Genomic DNA, 16629 nt, shown 5'->3' on the forward strand with positions numbered 1-16629 from the left:
GCAGATGAAAATTTAGCCAAGTGAAACAAAAGGTTATTTAGTGTGGCTTATACTAGTCCCCGGACTTTTGGTAAACAGATCTGTCTTCTTTTATACTTTACCCAGTTTCCCTGCATCCAATACCTCAATATGTCCACGGGTCAGCTTCACCAGCCCATCCATCTGGAACTGCTTCAAAAGCCTGGTCACCACTTCCCTTGCGGAACCGATGTCACGAGCCAGCGCATCATGTGTGATCGGAAATGTATCTTCTCCGGCCAGCGCCCTGTGCTCCAAAACTGTATCTGCCAGTCTGGAGGCCACATTCGAGAATACATACTGATTAAACAGCCACATAATATCCGAAAACTTCTCGGAAATCATCTCCAGAGTATAATCCTTCACTTTTGTATTCTGATCACTGATATCCTTATATAATGCCTTTGGAATCGTGCAGATCACGGAATCCGCCTCAAGCTCCATGTCCAGTTCTATGTCCAGCCCTTTCATCATACAGGCAGCACTCAAGATGCTCACATCTCCCTCCACCAGGCGAAACAGCGTAATCTCCCCGCCGCCCGGTGATGTGATAAAGACCCGCGCCTGGCCTTCTTTGATGATCTGTACCCCTGCACATTCCCTGCCGCCGTAATGAACCATCGTTCCCTTTTTATAGGAACCTTCCGTCACTCTCTCTGCCAGTGCATCCTGTTCCGCTTTCGTCAGATCCTTCCAGAAAGGAAGGGTTTGCTCTAATAATTTTCTCATTTAAACCTCACCTGTGTCAATTCTTCAACATGTACAAAAGCATTATACCACAAATACTAGGCTCGTGAAATACCTCGCCAAGGATTGTAACCAGTAAACTACAAAACTAAAAAATATGTTTGCATTTTTTTCTTCCGTGTTATACTGAAAATAAAGAAGAACAACCGTAATAGTTGACTTCTCTTAGTTAAGAAAATCCACCCAGAACTGGTCAAGAGTAGTGGGTGGTTTTTCTATGTGCTAATTACAGATTAAATAAATAAAAGTCAGCAGTGCAATAAGGAACTTGCCAAATTGCATCAGATCCTTAAAGTCAAACGGCTTTTTATCCATATGCACCACCTCTTATCTATGTAGGATAAGGAGGTCAGCCACCCTGATTACGGTTGTTCTTAGTAATGATTCCAGCACATGTATTTTGTCTGCTCAATTCATCCTTTCCATAATACACACTTTTATATAATATCACATAATTCCCATTTTAAAACTATACAAATAATCCTTTAAAAATTTTGATAAAATGCCTTACTCGATTTTTAATCTTATTCCTAAAGTGCCTGCCATAATTTATCACCTCCAGATTCTTCCTAGTCACATAATGTAAAGTAACGTCCAGGACTGCTGTCAAAAAGGAGGAGGTATCCCCTCCCCCTTGACAACCTATACTATTATACTATTCATAAGCCGCCACGATCTCGCGCACCTTCTCTGTCACATAATTGCTCCCGCCTTTGTCTTTCACATCCTCGACCATTCCCGCAGCAACTACAGGTTTTTCAACATCCCCAACGGTCTCACATACAAACCATCCGCGCTCCACACCTGTGGTATCGTCCTGGCTTTCCTTGATCTCAGCCGTTCCGGTCTTTCCCAGCATCATAAGGCCGTCAATCTTTGCTTTGGCCCCTGTTCCGGATGGATTCTCGATCACCTGGACCAGATCATTCCTCACGATTTCCGCCGTCTCGGCAGAAACCACGTTTTCCTTCCAGACCTTTCCCTGGGGATTATCCTGGTAAAGAATAGTAGGCTGTATCATATTACCGTCATTTACAAACATCGTATACATAGAAAGCATGTGGATCGGATTGACAAGAAGCTGGCCCTGTCCGTATCCGGTATCGGCAAGCTGGATGTCCGAGTCAATGTGATCATCATCGTCATATGTGGAGCTCACGATCCCCATCTCAAACGGAATATCCTCGTTGAATCCCATCGCCTTAAAATACTTCTTCTCGATCTCTTCTCCGATTTCCAGGGATGCTCTGGCAAAATAAATATTATCTGAATAGACAAGTGCATTCTCCAGATTCACTTCCTGGCCATAATCGGTAAGAGTCGTGACAAAGTAATCGCCCCAGCCTGCATCCTTCTGCCATTTTAAGCCCACATAGCCCATGTTTTCATCTGGCTTTATTTTTCCGCTGTCCACGCCGATCGCCGCAGTAACCGCTTTAAAGGTAGAACCGGGAACCCAGGTCGTGTACCAACGGTTCGTCAGCGGCTTATTCTTATCATCGTTCAGTTCATTCCAGCGCTTATCCGACATTCCCAGGATAAATTCATTCGGGTCATATCCCGGTGTACTGACGAGGGTCAGCACCTCCCCGGTCTTCGGATTCATAGCGACGGCAGTTCCCGGATCAGAGGAAAACTGTTCATACGCAGTCCTCTGCATCTTGGAATCAATGGTCACCTTGATATCCCTGCCATTTTGTGCCGGTTTGAACGCCAGATTCTCGATCTTCACCCCGGCTGCATCCACGATATCGATGCTGTGGCCGTCAACCGCCCTGATCTCATCCTCCAGTGCCCTCTCCAGTCCGGCTTTTCCGATCACGCTGGTTTCACTGTAGCCTTTTCCTTTCAGCTTTTCCAGATCCTCCGCCGTCACAGACTGGACATAACCTGTCAGATGCCCTGCAGCTGCCCCCAGGGGATACACACGCTCTTCCTTATCATTGATCATGATGCCGGGGATCTTAAGAAGCTGCTCCTCCACTGTAGTGTTATCCTTTGCAATTTCCTTAACCGGGACAAATGAATCATCCTGAACATAAGACGCACCTAATTTTCCGTTAATATCATCTGCTGTGATTCCCAGGATATCTGCGATCTTCTTCACAGATTCCTCCTTGTTATCCCCCAGTTTTCCAGGAACGATTCCGACCTCTGATACGGTCCCCTGCCCTGCAAGGAGCTGTCCGTTCCGATCCAGGATCGAACCGCGCACAGCCGGATCTGTACTGATCTGAACTTTGTACTCGTCCTTTAAGGCTGGAAAGATCAGAGTAGAGTCCCAGTCGATCCGATATGCTTTCTCTTCCTTGACCATCTTCATCTTATTCTCGAAGGAAATCTCATCCGCAGAAGTATTCATGTCCGTCAAATAAGAGACATAGGCCTCCTTCTTACCGTCCTTATACTCCGCCTCCCCTTTCAGCTTCACCTTAATATCCGTCGCTTCGATCCCCTCATAAATATTCTGGTTACGGGTGATAAAGTCCTCCCTGGAAATCTTTTTTTGAGATTCTGCACTCAGCATGCCATACATGTCTTCATACTTTCCTTCCTTCACAAGAGAAAAGTATTCCTTTACCGTATCCTCCGGCGCTACCTTGACTCCGAATCCCTTCCACACAGCAAAACAACCTGCTGCCGCGATGACTGCCACAACCACAATGCTTACCGGGACGATCCATTTCTTCTGACTCCCGCGTTTCCTGTGGCGCCGCTTCCTCTGAACTTCTTTCCTGTCAGCCAAATAACTCCCCTGCCTTTCTGCACGATTATATCTTTAATATTACATATGTAAGCTATATATGTCAATCCCCGATCATACATGATAAATTCCTGTTTATACCTTCTGTGAAATGAAAAATCCGGAAATATGATAAAATTCGGTTGAATTCCCCCAATATTCTCCCGATAATGGGTGTGGTTCCGGCAAATAAAAGGATATAATACCGCTATAAACCAATTGGAGGTAAGTAAAATGGATCAATTAACGACGGGCAGATTCATATCGAGAAAAAGAAAATCAAAAAATCTGACACAGGAGCAACTGGCAGAAATACTCGGTGTATCTAACAAGACTATTTCCAAATGGGAAACCGGAAAATGTATGCCGGACTATGCAATTGTTAAAAACCTGTGCGAGACCCTAGAAATTACAGTTGCAGAATTAATGGATGGTGAAGATGATGACAAAAAAAGTGTCCGTACATATGATAGCGAACAAATTATGGATCTGCTGCGGAGGACTCAGGAATTAGAAAAGCAAAAAAATATACTGTACGGAATTATACTGGTCGTAATGGGGATTGCCTTGCTGGCTGTCTCACATACACTTGGCGGTTCCGATTTAAAAGACTTCTTTTCGGGAATTCTTTTTGGGGTATCCATCGGCGAAATGCTGGTTGGTGTTTATGTGATGGGAAGAGGGATAAAAGTATAAGCATTCAAAGATGATTGTGTCAATATACTAGACTGGGGGAGCTTCAAACAAGCTCCCCCATAAATAGATATCCATCTGTCCCCGTTCAATTATTTTATGAAGCCGTCTGCTCCTGATACTCCACCTGTGTTTGTGCATTTTTCTTTGACAGCTTATGCATCGTTGCAAAGTAAGCTGCCGCAAGCGGGATACATGCCCCGATCCATGCAAGCGGGCTTGCCCAACAGGCACCGGCGAATCCAATACTGGACGTAAGAAAAATTGCCGCAAAAGTCCTCATAACCAGCTCCATGATCCCCGCCACGGTTGGCATGAATCCTTTTCCGAGTCCCTGCAGTGTAAATCGGAAGATAAATAACAACGCCAGCACAAAGTACAGTGCCCCGTTGATCTGCAGATAGGTCTGGGCCATGCTTAAAACTCCGGTTTCGCCGCTGCCTACAAACAGGCCGGCCAGCTGATACCCTGCAAAAATATTGACCAGTCCCATCACGATACTAAATCCGACGGAAATCAAACTGCACTGGAAAACCCCCTTCTTGATCCGGTCGATCCTGCCTGCGCCATAATTCTGTGCCCCATACGTTGCCATCGTCGTACCGAAAGAATTCATCGGCTGTGCTGCGATCTGGTCGATCCTCTGTGCCGCCGAGAAGGCAGCAACCGCGACAGATCCCAGTCCGTTCAGCACAAACTGCAGTACGACAGCTCCGATTGCAATAATCGACATCTGGAACCCCATCGGCAAAGCAACTTTAAAATGCTGGCTGATATCCCAGCCGGTCACCTTCCAGTCTTCCTTTTTCAGATGCAGGATCGGCAGTTTCTTCTTAATATACCATAAACACATCAAGGCAGATGCCATCTGTGCGATGATCGTGGCCCACGCGGCCCCTGCCACTCCCATTTTAGCTCCCAGGATCAGACCAAAATCAAGCCCGATATTTAAAATACAGGCTATGATCAAGAACAAAAGCGGTGTCCTGCTGTCTCCTAATGCCCTGATGATATTGGACAGGAAGTTGAACAGCATACTCGCTATTATTCCCCAGAATATCACTACAATATAATCATATGCAGAATCAATAATCTCCGGCGGAGTCCGCATCAGCTCCAGGATCTTCCTTGCCAGCGGTACAGAAAGGATGGTCAGAACCGCCGTAACTCCAAGGCTGATCCATGCCCCTGCTGCCACACTCCTCCTAAGTCCTGCTTCATCTTTAGCGCCAAACCTCTGTGCCGTGATAATCGCCAGCCCGGCACTCACTCCCATTGCAAATCCAAGGATCAAAAAACTGATACTCCCAGTGCATCCAACCGCCGCCAGCGCGTGCACCCCCAATGTCCTTCCTACGATCAAAGTATCAACCATGCTATATAACTGCTGAAAAATATTCCCGATCAATAAGGGAATCGTAAACATTACAATCAATTTCGCCGGACTGCCTTCTGTCATCTTCTTCGTCATGTCTTGTTACCTCCTGCTTATAAAATTTGTCTGCCGCACTATGAGATCTATGCATCCATATATAGCCCCACTTCCAGCAAACATGTTCTATTATAATCCTTTCATTCAAAATCAGAATGTAATATGTTGTACATTAGATGTCATATTTTGTACACTATCCAGCCATGCGGTAAGAAAGATATAAGGGGTGCGTGGGAGCTTGCTCACTAAGCACCCCTTATAGCTTTCTTACCATACGGCGTTTAGCCGAAGCGAGATGGAGCGCTCCTGCGCGCAATCGAGCTTGCATGGCGGAAGTTTTCCTCCTCCCTTCCATGCGGTAAGAGACATAAGAAGTGCGTGGGAGCTTGCTCACTAAGCACCCCTTATAGCTTTCTTACCATACGGCGTTTAGCCGAAGCGAGATGCAGCGCTCCTGCGCGCAATCGAGCTTGCATGGCGGAAGCTTTCCTCCTCCCTTCCCATATGGCCTTTACCCAAAGCGAGAAGTTTATAAAATTTTCATTTGCTATCTCAAAAGATCTATGTAAAAATATATTTATATCTACAGAAAGCAGTTTTATTTGGACTGTTTTATGATTGTTCTGAGTATCACATCTGGCATTAGGATTCTGGGCACGGCAGACTTGCCATCAAAAAGGTTATGTTCTATAATATTCTTAAACTATCCCCAAAGATTCCATAGAAGTAAGAACCAGAAAAGGTTAAGTTTCAGAGTTCATAGGACTGCTTTCTGAATCATTATAATTCAGGAGGAATTTTATGAACACAAATGAAACATTGGAACCAAACAGACTGTACAAGGACAAGGTATTTCGGATGCTGTTTTCAAAGAAGGAGCATCTGCTGGAGCTGTATAATGCTCTCAATGGAACGAAGTATGGTAATCCGGAGGAACTGGAAATTATGACCTGGGATGATGTCTTGTATATGCGTATGAAGAATGATGTCTCCATGCTGATTGACGGGCGTCTAAATCTTTATGAGCACCAGAGCTCATGGAATCCCAACATGCCACTTCGCGGACTGATCTATTTTGCGGAGCTTTATAAGGATCTAACGAGAGAAAAGAATATCTATGGGCCAAAGCTGATCCCTCTTCCCACTCCAATTTATATCGTATTTTACAATGGAGAGCGCAAGATGGGGGACTTCGAGGAAATGAAGCTGTCCGATGCTTTCGTGTATGGAAATGAGCAGTCAGGGATGGAGCTAAAGGTCAAAGTGATTAATATTAAATACGGAATGAACCGGGAACTGATGGAGAAATGCAGGACACTCGCGGATTATGCATTTTTTGTGGGACAGGTTAAGACATATCTGAAACAAATGGAGTTAAAAGCTGCTATCCACAAGGCTATTGAGGATTGTGTACAAGAGGATAGACTGGCAGAATTTTTGAAATCAAGGAGGGATGAAGTGATGTGTTCATTACTGACGGAATATGACGAGGAAAAGACGCTGGCTATGATGCGGGAAGAGATGAAGGAGATAGCAAAAGAAGAGCTGCGAGACTCTGTGGTGGAAGAGGTACGGAAAGAGGTAAAGAAGGAAGTAAAGGAAGAGGTACGAAAGGAGATAAAGGAAGAGGTAAAGAAGGAAGTAAAAGAAGAGGTACGGCAGGAAGTAAGAAAAGAGGCATTTGAAGATGGCGTTGAAGATGGGATGCGCAAAGGTGTACTAACAGGCGGAATTTCTACCTTGATACAAGATAACATAGAGGACGGGAAATCAAGAGAACAGATTCTCACGAAGCTGATGAAGAGGTTTGGATTAACCGGCAGAGAAGCCGAAATGTATTATGATCAATATACAAAATAAATAATCCAATAATCACAGATATTCATTGAATTCTCCACCTCTAAGGGAGTATAATCTCTTATACACGCGATAAAACGATTGATTTTCTCTTTTTTACTTAAGAGATCTCGAATCGTTATTTACATTTTCCGGAGGTGACCCTATGCGCAGACAAGAATATGATCTTACCTATGATGACTTGAACCCTGCTTTTTTATTTATCTGTAATCTGAAACGTACAGAGACAGAGGAGAACTATCATTGTCACGAGCATCTGGAGATTTCTGTGATCACCAAAGGATATGGTACCTATTATATAGATGGAAAAGAGTATCCCTTAAAGGCCGGGGATCTCGTGATCCTTAATCCAGGAACTTACCACAAAAGTTTGGTGACCTGCCCTGATTACTGTACAACGGAATATTACATAGGCTTTACCGATATCCACATCCGGGATCTGCCGCCTAACACCCTGCCTCTTCCAAATGGAAACGTTGTCGTATCCATGAAGGACGGTATGCGCCAGGAAATCTTCCGGCTGTGCTCCTTTATGGGGAAGGAATTCCACACCTGCAGGCCCGGGCGTTACTTCATGCTGAAATCCTACCTGATCCAGCTCATCCTCCTTTTGCTGCGCGATCAGCAGGAAACAAAAGAAGAATCCGATGGCTGTATCTTCGAATCACCGAACCGAAAATACGTGGTGAAGCAGATGATCCGATATTTTAACGAACACTACCACGAAAAGATCTCTCTCGACCAGATCGCCAAGAACATGTACCTAAGTACATTTTATATTTCCAAGATCTTCAAAGCCGAGACCGGAGACACCCCTATCAACTACCTGATCGAGCTGCGCATGGAAAAAGCCCGTGAGCTCATGGAGGCCTCCCCTGACTTAAGCATCCAGACCATTGCATCCATGGTCGGCTACGAAGATGCCTACCATTTCAGCAAGCTTTTTAAAAAACACTTCGGAACTGCCCCAAGTAAATACAGGGCAGCCGGGAATTCATAAGTTGATCTATCAAACCTAAAAAAGCATCAGAAGAGGCGCTCAAACCAGAGCCTCTTCTGACTGCAGACAGTATCTAAACAATCACCTGCACTTTTCTTTTACAGTTGTCCATACCTGGATCTGGACATTTTTTATACTAAAGAGGCTAAAGAATGGATCCCTCAGCCGACTTCGGACTATAGCTTTTTAAAGGAGATCCACAAAAAGTTTCTACATTCTCTCCAGTATCTCTCTGTAATATGTATTACTGTTACCACACTGCTCCAATGTCTCTGCTATTATCCCATCCTTTATCATATATAATTTTTTACTATTTCCTGCCAGCTTCGGGTTATGTGTGACCATGATAATGGTTTTTCCCATATTTGTGTTAATATCCAGCAAGATATCAGACACAATATTGCCTGACTTTTCATCCAGATTTCCTGTCGGCTCGTCAGCCAATATCAATTCAGGATCATTGATAAGTGCTCTGCAGATAGCAACACGCTGCTTTTCTCCTCCTGATAGTTCATAAGGCGCTTTTGCCAGTAGTTCCTCTTTTAAATCTAGTTTTACTGCCAATGCCCGAGCTTTTTCTTTGGCCTCATCCAGAGGTCTTTTATCGATAATTGCCGGAAGCATGATATTATCTAATATGGATAGGCTGTCTATCAACTCAAAGTTCTGAAATACAAATCCCATTTTCCGCCTTCTGATATCTGCCAGCTCGTCCTTCCACAGACTTTGTATATTTTTTCCCCTGAAAAAAACTGTTCCTTCATCCGGACGTAAGATCAGCCCCAGTATTTTTAAAAGTGTCGTCTTACCACTGCCAGAACGTCCCATAATCGCTACATACTCGCCTGAGTTCACTGTCATATCAATTCCTTTGAGAACTTTGACCTTTTGAATTTTCTCCTCCTGCATACTTTTTATCTCATAATCTTTTTTAATTCCCTGCAGTGCCAGGATCGTCTCTTCTCCCGTCATCTCTGCTTCCCTCCCTCTTCTATTGACTCGGTCAGATGATATAGTTTTCTTTTTATAGCTTGGTAAAATACAAACTGTACGATAAAATATACAGTCCATATGATCGCTGCATACTTTATATAACCTATTCTCTGCAAGATTGTGTACATGCGCAGCTGAAACATGGCAGCAGTAAACCAAACCGCAGAAACACCTGCTGATCCAATCGGAATAATAAAAAAGGGATAGAGTTCTTTTCGCAGGAATTTTTTACGTTCCTTCTCATACATGCCTATTTTAAATAACAATTGATGGCGTTCCTTTCTTTCCTCCCGCTCTGATATAAACTTCAGCGAAGCGATCAAAATGCTGCAGACAGTAAGCATCAGCAATTCAAAGACATTGACCACAAGTTTTAAAGTTCTCTCTGACTCTGTATTACGAACCATCTGGCGCTTCTCATAATATGGCTGGATATTCTCATCCCAGGATGAATCCTCTTTATGTACTTCTGCAAACTCCTCCATTTTTTCACTTACTGTCGAATAAGTCTCACTGTTAACCCGCAGCAGATAATACTTTGTAGGTCCCTCTGGCGTCAGGCTGTTAAAATATTCATCTGAAAATACAACGATATCTTCCTGCATCCCTCTGTCAAACATACCGGACAAGATCTGTATCTTTTCTCCTTTCACGTCCCTTGGCGGATATAGATTCTCCCTGTCCGGATAGTAATAATCTCTTAATGGCTGACCGATCCTGAGGTAGGGCTTATTCCTGAATAAATACCAGTCCAGAGGATGTGCCTTGAAAGAAGAGTCCTGCTGATATACAATAAAAATCTCTTCCCCCGAAAGATGCGGTTCATAAACCTTGTTTCCAAGCTTTCTCTGCAGCTCAATATAAGTAGACTCTGCTATACCTATGTGCTGTCCCTGGGGCCAGAGCACATGCAAAAAGTTATTATTCGCTGCATCTGATAAATCAAAAGCGTCTCCCTCTACAGAAGTAACGCGAATCATTGGATAACTTTCGATCATTACACTTTCATCTTCTAAACTTTCAAAAAAGGAACTGTCATCAGGGTATGCCATGCATACAAAATCATAAGGGTATAGCTCCTGCGGCGGAGGAGCGGATAACAGTCCGCCAAGCTGCATTGTATATACTGATAAAATCAGGAAATGGATCGCAAATAATATGGCCAGAGTTCTGGTACTCCCCCGGAAGTGATAGGTAAATGATATCGTCTCTAATATATATCTGGAACGGCCTACTTTCGTCTGCTTTCTCCGAACCCATGCTGCAGTGAGATAAATCAAGATCAAAGCAGCTCCCATCAGAAACAGGAAAATATAAATCATTCTTTCCGCAAATCTTCTCTGTCGGTAGCAGAGACACGCAGTCCCTATCAATACGATCCCCAGAACTGTTCCCACCAGGATGCCTCTCATCTTAGGAATTTTTTCCTTTTTTACCTGGATGGACGCGCTATACTTTTCCCATGTATAGACTTCATAATTAACGGCAAGAGACACAAGAGAAATCACTAAAAATATGAGAATAGTTTGGAAGCATATTTTCACGGCATTCCCCTGAACGATGTCCGCCCGTAAAAATTTTCCTACAATCCAGCGAAATCCCACGGCATTTAATCCGCCGCAAATACCCCCTGCAATAACCGCAAAGAACAGGGAAATACCATACTCTAATATCCAGTCATATTTTAAACGGCTGCTTCTGGTACCGAGCAGGCTCATAATCTCCTCCTGAGATAACTTTTTCTTCACAAAGTAAGACAAAGAGAACCCCATAATAAGCATATTGATTACAACTGCCACCAGGACGGCCTCCTTCATAATCGCCTGCATCCCACTGCCTAATAAGAAGCGCTCCTCTGAATGGATCCCGTTCATCATATCCTGCACTGTCATCATGGTAAATAAAAACGTAACCGAAACAGCACCGCCAGCTATCAAAAGTAGATATTCCCACTTATGATATATGATATCTTTTAATATCATTCGATAATAATAGGCTGAATATTTGCCAGGGAAAGAAAGCCTGCGTTTTCGCTCTTCCTTTTCCCTCATTTCTTTGATTCTCAATTCCCTGCTCTTTTTCGTAAATTCTTTGTATTCCTCCAAATATTTGTTGATCAAAAAATCAACTAAAATAAGCAAGATACTTGCCATCGCAAAAACCGTAGGCAGACCTCCGGCAAATAGAAATAAAATGCATATATATATGCAGTCTAATCCATATATAAAATAGCTTAATATTTTAATCCGTCCTTTGAAAATCAGCAATATCGTTTTTAATCCTGACAAAATACCTGCAACAAACGGCATGAATAAAGTTCCATAAGTGATATATGCACTCCCCGATCCGTTGTCAATTTGACTGAGACCGCCGTTTATTTTTACCGCACGGTAAAACCCCAGAATCGTATAACTCTTCCCTTGATAGAAAAGCCATGGTGCAAAAATATTTATGAAAAGCAGTATGCTTATCAGAATACATATTCCATATAATATCTGTTCTTTTTTATTCTTCGATTCCATCTGCTTCCTCCAAGAATGTGATGTTTACTAAGTTATCATTATTATATCACTCTTTTAAAGGAACGGTTTCATGAGTTCTTAATCCGTCAGGTTAAACTCCTGAATTAAATATGAAGTTTCTCGTGCTCTGCCAAGGCAAAATTTTCTAAATTTGATAAAATCTTTAAAATTACCCGTTAACATAACTATGTCAGATAAAAATCAATCAAAAGGAGGTATACATTTCATGAATGAATTTGTGATTGAAACCAAACAATTGACCAAAATCTATGGAGACCAGACCGCAGTCAGCTCCGTGGATCTACATGTAAAAAGAGGCCGGATCTATGGTCTGCTGGGACGCAACGGAGCCGGAAAGACCACAATTATGAAGATGATCTTAGGGCTGACCGGCATCTCTTCTGGGGAGGCAGATGTATTCGGCCACAATATCAAGGGTTATGAAAAACGGATCTATCCCCATATCGGGGCGATGATCGAAGCGCCGGGATTTTATCCAAATCTGACAGGCACAGAAAACCTGGAGATTTTTGCAAAGCTGCGCGGCATAACAGACCGCCATGCCGTAGAAAGCGCTCTGAAAGTGGTCGGGCTGCCTTATCGGGATAAAAAGCTGTTTTCCAAATATTCCCTTGGGATGAAACAGCGTCTTGGCATAGCAAATGCGATCATGCATAACCCGCAATTGCTGATCTTGGATGAACCGACAAACGGCCTGGACCCGATCGGCATCGCCGAGGTAAGGAATTTTATTAAGAATTTGAGTGTGAAGCGCGGAAAAACGATTCTGATCTCCAGCCATATTCTTCCGGAAATCTCTTTACTGGCTGATGACATCGGGATCATCGACCATGGTGTCCTTCTGGAAGAAAGCAGCATGGAAGAACTGAAACGTAAAAACAAGAACTTCAGCCTGGAAGACTATTTCAGAAATATTACGGGAGGTGAGGGCATTGCTTAGATTGATCCAAACGGAATTCCTAAAGCTGCGCCGCAGAAAACTTGTCTGGGCCATGTTGGCCTCAGCCCTCATCATGCCGTTTATGGCACTGTTATACTTTCAATATCCGGGGAAAACAGGTGCTGACCCTCTCCTGTTTTATAAATGGTCCGCGTTTGGTTTTTCACTGTGGGTCATCCTGCCTGTCGTTTTAGGAATTCTTGGCACCATGCTGATGCACGAAGAAACGGAATGTGATATGCTCAGACAGCTCTGGATCGTGCCTGTGAATAAAATAGGATACTTTTTCAGTAAATTTTTCATTACCCTGATCTACTCCGTCTGCTTCATGCTGATCACGGCCGTTTTTTCCGTCTTGTTCAGCGTCCTTTCCGGATGTGTTGTATTCGAATGGGGAAGTGTCTTATTTCTATTGAAAAAATGTTTCGAAATGGGCCTCGTTACCGCTTTTGTCATGATGCCGGTCCTGGCAGTGGCTGCATCGCAGAAGGGATACATTTTTCCTGTCTGCCTCACGTTAGTTTATACAGTCCTTGGATTTTTTCTGGTGACTGTCAACCAGTATCTGCACCCGCTGTCCAGTCTGAGTGTCATCCTTATGCAAAATAACGAGATTCCCGGCATTACATTTACCCGGACGCCGAACCTGGCACTGGCAGTTCTTTGCATCTGTATCTGGGATATTGCAGCCGTGTTACTTGCAGGCTTTACGCTAAGCAGGAGAAAGTGAGGGAAAATGATGCAGCATTTACTTTGGGCGGAGTGCCGAAAGCTCCGCCGGTCTCATATCATCTGGGTTTCTGTTTTTGCTGTTGTAATGACAGCAGTCATTGTATTTGCCGCCGGACAGGAGGTGTATTATGGTTCCCAGGAAGTCTATTACGGCTCCCGCTTTGTAGATCATCCGGGCTGGTATATGAATGTGGCCCAGACATTGGCAGCCTTTTTCGTGCTTCCTGCGGTGACCGCCCTTTTGGGCAGTTATATGATCTGCCGTGAAGAACAGGAGGACACCCTGAAATCACTGCAGCTGATCCCCATAGATGAAGCAAAATTAAATGCAGCAAAGATGGCGGTGTCTTTCGTGTTGTGTGTCCTCCTTTATTTGCTGCTTTTTGTCATCACATATTCCACCGAGGCTGTACTTCATTTTTCTGAATTACCCCGGAGAATGGTTCTGGGCTTTCTGAAAGAATATTTTCTGGACGGGATCGGCACTTTTTTTGCCATCTCCCCTATCATTGCCTTGGTATCGCGTATGAAAAAGGGGTACTGGCTTGCGCTGGTATTCGCCGAAATCTATTCATTTACAGGATTACTCGCGAATATGTCCCGCGTCTTATCCATCTTCTATCCGGTCACGGCCGTATTCAACCTTTCCGGCCATTATACCGCAGATGCCGGACAGATGACAGGAAGTATACTCAGCCTGCTGCTTTGCGGCTGTCTTTCACTCTTCCTGCTAAAAGGCCTGAAACATCGTGGAAAAATGTGATACTATAGAATGTATGATATCCGGGGAAAAGCTCTTAGAAGCATTGCTTACATGCACATCATATCGCTTTGATCCCCGGAAAAACAGGAGGATAGACTATGTCAAAACTACTTGTGGTCGATGATGACCTTGATATGCTGGACCTGGTAAGCGCAGCCCTTAAAAAGGACGGCCACCAGGTAGACACCGAACCGGATGCCGCTTCCCTCCTGCCTGACCGGTGCCGGCAGTATGATCTTCTGCTGCTGGATGTGATGATGCCCGGCGAGGACGGATTTTCCCTCTGCAGCCGGATCCGGGGGGAGGTGGACTGTCCCATCCTCTTCTTAACCGCCAGGGCAGAGGATGCGGCTCTTGTGAAGGGCTTCGGCCTGGGTGCGGACGATTATATCAAAAAACCCTTCAGCATTGCGGAGCTTCGCGCGCGGGTGAATGCCCATCTGCGGCGGGAGGTGCGCCAGCCCACCCGCACGCTAAAACGGGGCGGAATTCATTTTGATCTGCTGGCAAAGGAGGCTTTTGCAGACGGACAAACATTGCCTTTCACCAAAGGGGAATATGCCATTTGTGAACATCTTGCCCTGCACGCCGGACAGGTATTTACCAAAGAACAATTATATGAGGTCGTTTTCGGATTTGATGCCGAGGGAGACCCAGCTGTCATTGCAGAGCACATCAAGAATATCCGGGCAAAATTAAAAACCGTCGGCCTGGGGCCGATCGAAACAGTCTGGGGGGTGGGATACAAATGGCGAAAAGACAACGTTCTGTAAGTCTTTCTTTTATACTGCTTCGTTTTGCCGGAGGAATCCTTGGCTGTATGCTGTTGTGCGGCCTGATCTGGTATGTCTGTGATCTACAGCTCAAAAAAGCCGGGGTGATCTACCATGGTTCCGTTTCCAACCGGCAGGTAGAAGAGATGCTTGCCGGGAAGCCCAAAAACTTTGTCTCTCCCGGGGAGGATTTTCTGCCGGAATATGCCTTGTTTGCCCCGGATGGCAGCGTATTAGAAAGCAATGTAAAGGGGAAGAAATTAGAAACCCTTTCCGGGTTTTTACAACTCCCCCCTGATGACGTCCATGTTTCACGCTATACTTATGCGGACAACACTACTATCGTTCTTAGCTGGTATTTTCGGACGGAGTTTGTAAACCCGAGGCTGCGCAGTCTTTTGCCGCCTTTTGAATACCTGTGGATTGCCGCACTTGGCATTGCCTGGGTGCTCTGCCTGATGTGCAGCACCCTGCGGCTTCGCCGGCACCTTGCATCCAGGCTGGATCTGTTCCGGGAAGTGAGTGAAAAAGTCGGCGCACAGGAATTGGATTTCATCATTCCACACGCAGGCATAAAGGAGTACGACCAGGCACTCGATGCTATGGACCATATGCGTAAGGCTTTATACAGTTCCCTCTCCTCGCAGTGGGCCGCCCAGCAGGAACGTGAAGCGGAAATCGCAGCACTCGCACATGATCTAAAGACACCGCTCACATTGATCGGAGGCAATGCCGAACTCCTGCTGGATGAAGAACTGCCCCCGGACTTTCGAAGAAGACTGGAAATCATTGCGTCCAGCAGCGACCGGGCCAGGCAGTATGTGGCCAGTCTTTTAGAAACCTCTGTGGGTGCGGATGAAGCATTTGAAAGTGCCTCCCTGCCTGATGTGATTGATGAACTCTGCCGAAACATACAGCCTGTTGCCGAGCGCCGGAATGTCTGTCTGCAGGTACAGAACCACCTTAAGGGGACTGCAGTGATCCAGAAAAGCCACTTACTGCGCGCTTTAGGTAATGTGGTACAAAATGCCATCGAGCACACCCCGGAAGGTGGAAACGTGTATCTGGATGGCGGGATGGAAAGCCATACAAAAGACAATCAGGAAGCCAATATAGGAAATTCTAAATGGCAGATTGTTGTGCGTGATGAAGGGCCGGGATTTAGCAAGGCGGCTTTATACCACGCAACAGAACGCCTGTGGCGCGATGATTCCTCTCGCGGCAGTGACGGGCATAACGGCCTGGGTCTCTGGTTTGCGGCGCAAGTCGTTCAAAACCATGGCGGAGAGCTTGAACTGCACAGCCTGGAATCCGGCGGGATGGTAACGATCCGGTTTCCGATGACTTCGACTTGACGCAGAGCAAAATAAATATGACATTCGTCCAGATGCTAAA

General features: G+C 45.0%; 12 protein-coding genes and 1 pseudogene. 8 read left to right on the forward strand and 5 right to left on the reverse strand.

The window, feature by feature from the left end; translation table 11 throughout:
* Positions 1 to 90: 90 nt before the first annotated feature.
* On the reverse strand, positions 91 to 747 hold the full coding sequence (locus AC4OGX_RS16635) for a Crp/Fnr family transcriptional regulator (protein WP_493331774.1): 657 nt from the start codon (positions 745 to 747) through the stop codon (positions 91 to 93).
* Positions 748 to 1420: 673 nt separating this feature from the next.
* Positions 1421 to 3511 carry a penicillin-binding transpeptidase domain-containing protein gene (locus AC4OGX_RS16640; protein ID WP_493331775.1) on the reverse strand — a complete coding sequence of 697 codons (2091 nt, stop codon included), beginning with the start codon at positions 3509 to 3511 and terminating at the stop codon, positions 1421 to 1423.
* A 231-nt stretch (positions 3512 to 3742) separates the two neighbouring features.
* Here AC4OGX_RS16640 and AC4OGX_RS16645 point away from each other — a divergent pair, with 231 nt between their 5' ends.
* Entirely contained in the window at positions 3743 to 4204 is a 462-nt protein-coding gene (locus AC4OGX_RS16645; protein ID WP_493331776.1) for a helix-turn-helix domain-containing protein, read from the forward strand.
* Positions 4205 to 4298: 94 nt separating this feature from the next.
* Here AC4OGX_RS16645 and AC4OGX_RS16650 read toward each other — a convergent pair whose 3' ends face one another.
* Positions 4299 to 5672: an MATE family efflux transporter gene (locus AC4OGX_RS16650; protein ID WP_493331777.1), complete on the reverse strand. Its 1374-nt coding sequence runs from the start codon at positions 5670 to 5672 to the stop codon at positions 4299 to 4301.
* Between the two features lie 762 nt (positions 5673 to 6434).
* Between AC4OGX_RS16650 and AC4OGX_RS16655 the strand changes: the two genes are divergently transcribed.
* Together AC4OGX_RS16655 and AC4OGX_RS16660 are read left to right on the forward strand one after the other, a co-directional pair.
* Complete coding sequence (locus AC4OGX_RS16655; protein ID WP_493331778.1) at positions 6435 to 7493, forward strand: hypothetical protein; 1059 nt, start codon at positions 6435 to 6437, stop codon at positions 7491 to 7493.
* 142 nt (positions 7494 to 7635) lie between these two features.
* Positions 7636 to 8490, forward strand: a complete 855-nt coding sequence (locus AC4OGX_RS16660) for a helix-turn-helix domain-containing protein (RefSeq protein ID WP_493331779.1) — start codon at positions 7636 to 7638, stop codon at positions 8488 to 8490.
* Positions 8491 to 8700: 210 nt separating this feature from the next.
* Here the strand turns inward: AC4OGX_RS16660 and AC4OGX_RS16665 are convergent, their stop codons facing one another.
* Positions 8701 to 9462 carry an ABC transporter ATP-binding protein gene (locus AC4OGX_RS16665; protein WP_493331780.1) on the reverse strand — a complete coding sequence of 254 codons (762 nt, stop codon included), beginning with the start codon at positions 9460 to 9462 and terminating at the stop codon, positions 8701 to 8703.
* Positions 9459 to 12005, reverse strand: coding sequence for a hypothetical protein (locus AC4OGX_RS16670; protein WP_493331781.1), 2547 nt, complete (start codon positions 12003 to 12005; stop codon positions 9459 to 9461). The genes AC4OGX_RS16665 and AC4OGX_RS16670 overlap by 4 nt, the downstream gene beginning before the upstream one ends.
* Before the next feature lie 226 nt (positions 12006 to 12231).
* Here AC4OGX_RS16670 and AC4OGX_RS16675 point away from each other — a divergent pair.
* The 5 genes and pseudogenes from AC4OGX_RS16675 to AC4OGX_RS16695 form a co-directional block, all read left to right on the forward strand.
* A pseudogene (locus AC4OGX_RS16675) lies at positions 12232 to 12921 on the forward strand (ABC transporter ATP-binding protein); the annotation flags it as partial.
* Between the two features lie 28 nt (positions 12922 to 12949).
* Complete coding sequence (locus AC4OGX_RS16680) at positions 12950 to 13696, forward strand: ABC transporter permease (RefSeq protein ID WP_493331783.1); 747 nt, start codon at positions 12950 to 12952, stop codon at positions 13694 to 13696.
* A gap of 6 nt (positions 13697 to 13702) precedes the next feature.
* Positions 13703 to 14461, forward strand: a complete 759-nt coding sequence (locus tag AC4OGX_RS16685; protein ID WP_493331784.1) for an ABC transporter permease — start codon at positions 13703 to 13705, stop codon at positions 14459 to 14461.
* 98 nt (positions 14462 to 14559) lie between these two features.
* Positions 14560 to 15234, forward strand: coding sequence for a response regulator transcription factor (locus AC4OGX_RS16690; protein ID WP_493331785.1), 675 nt, complete (start codon positions 14560 to 14562; stop codon positions 15232 to 15234).
* Entirely contained in the window at positions 15210 to 16589 is a 1380-nt protein-coding gene (locus AC4OGX_RS16695; RefSeq protein ID WP_493331787.1) for a sensor histidine kinase, read from the forward strand. Before AC4OGX_RS16690 ends, AC4OGX_RS16695 begins: the two co-directional genes overlap by 25 nt.
* Positions 16590 to 16629: the final 40 nt, after the last annotated feature.

This window comes from Faecalicatena sp. (genome assembly GCF_058819085.1).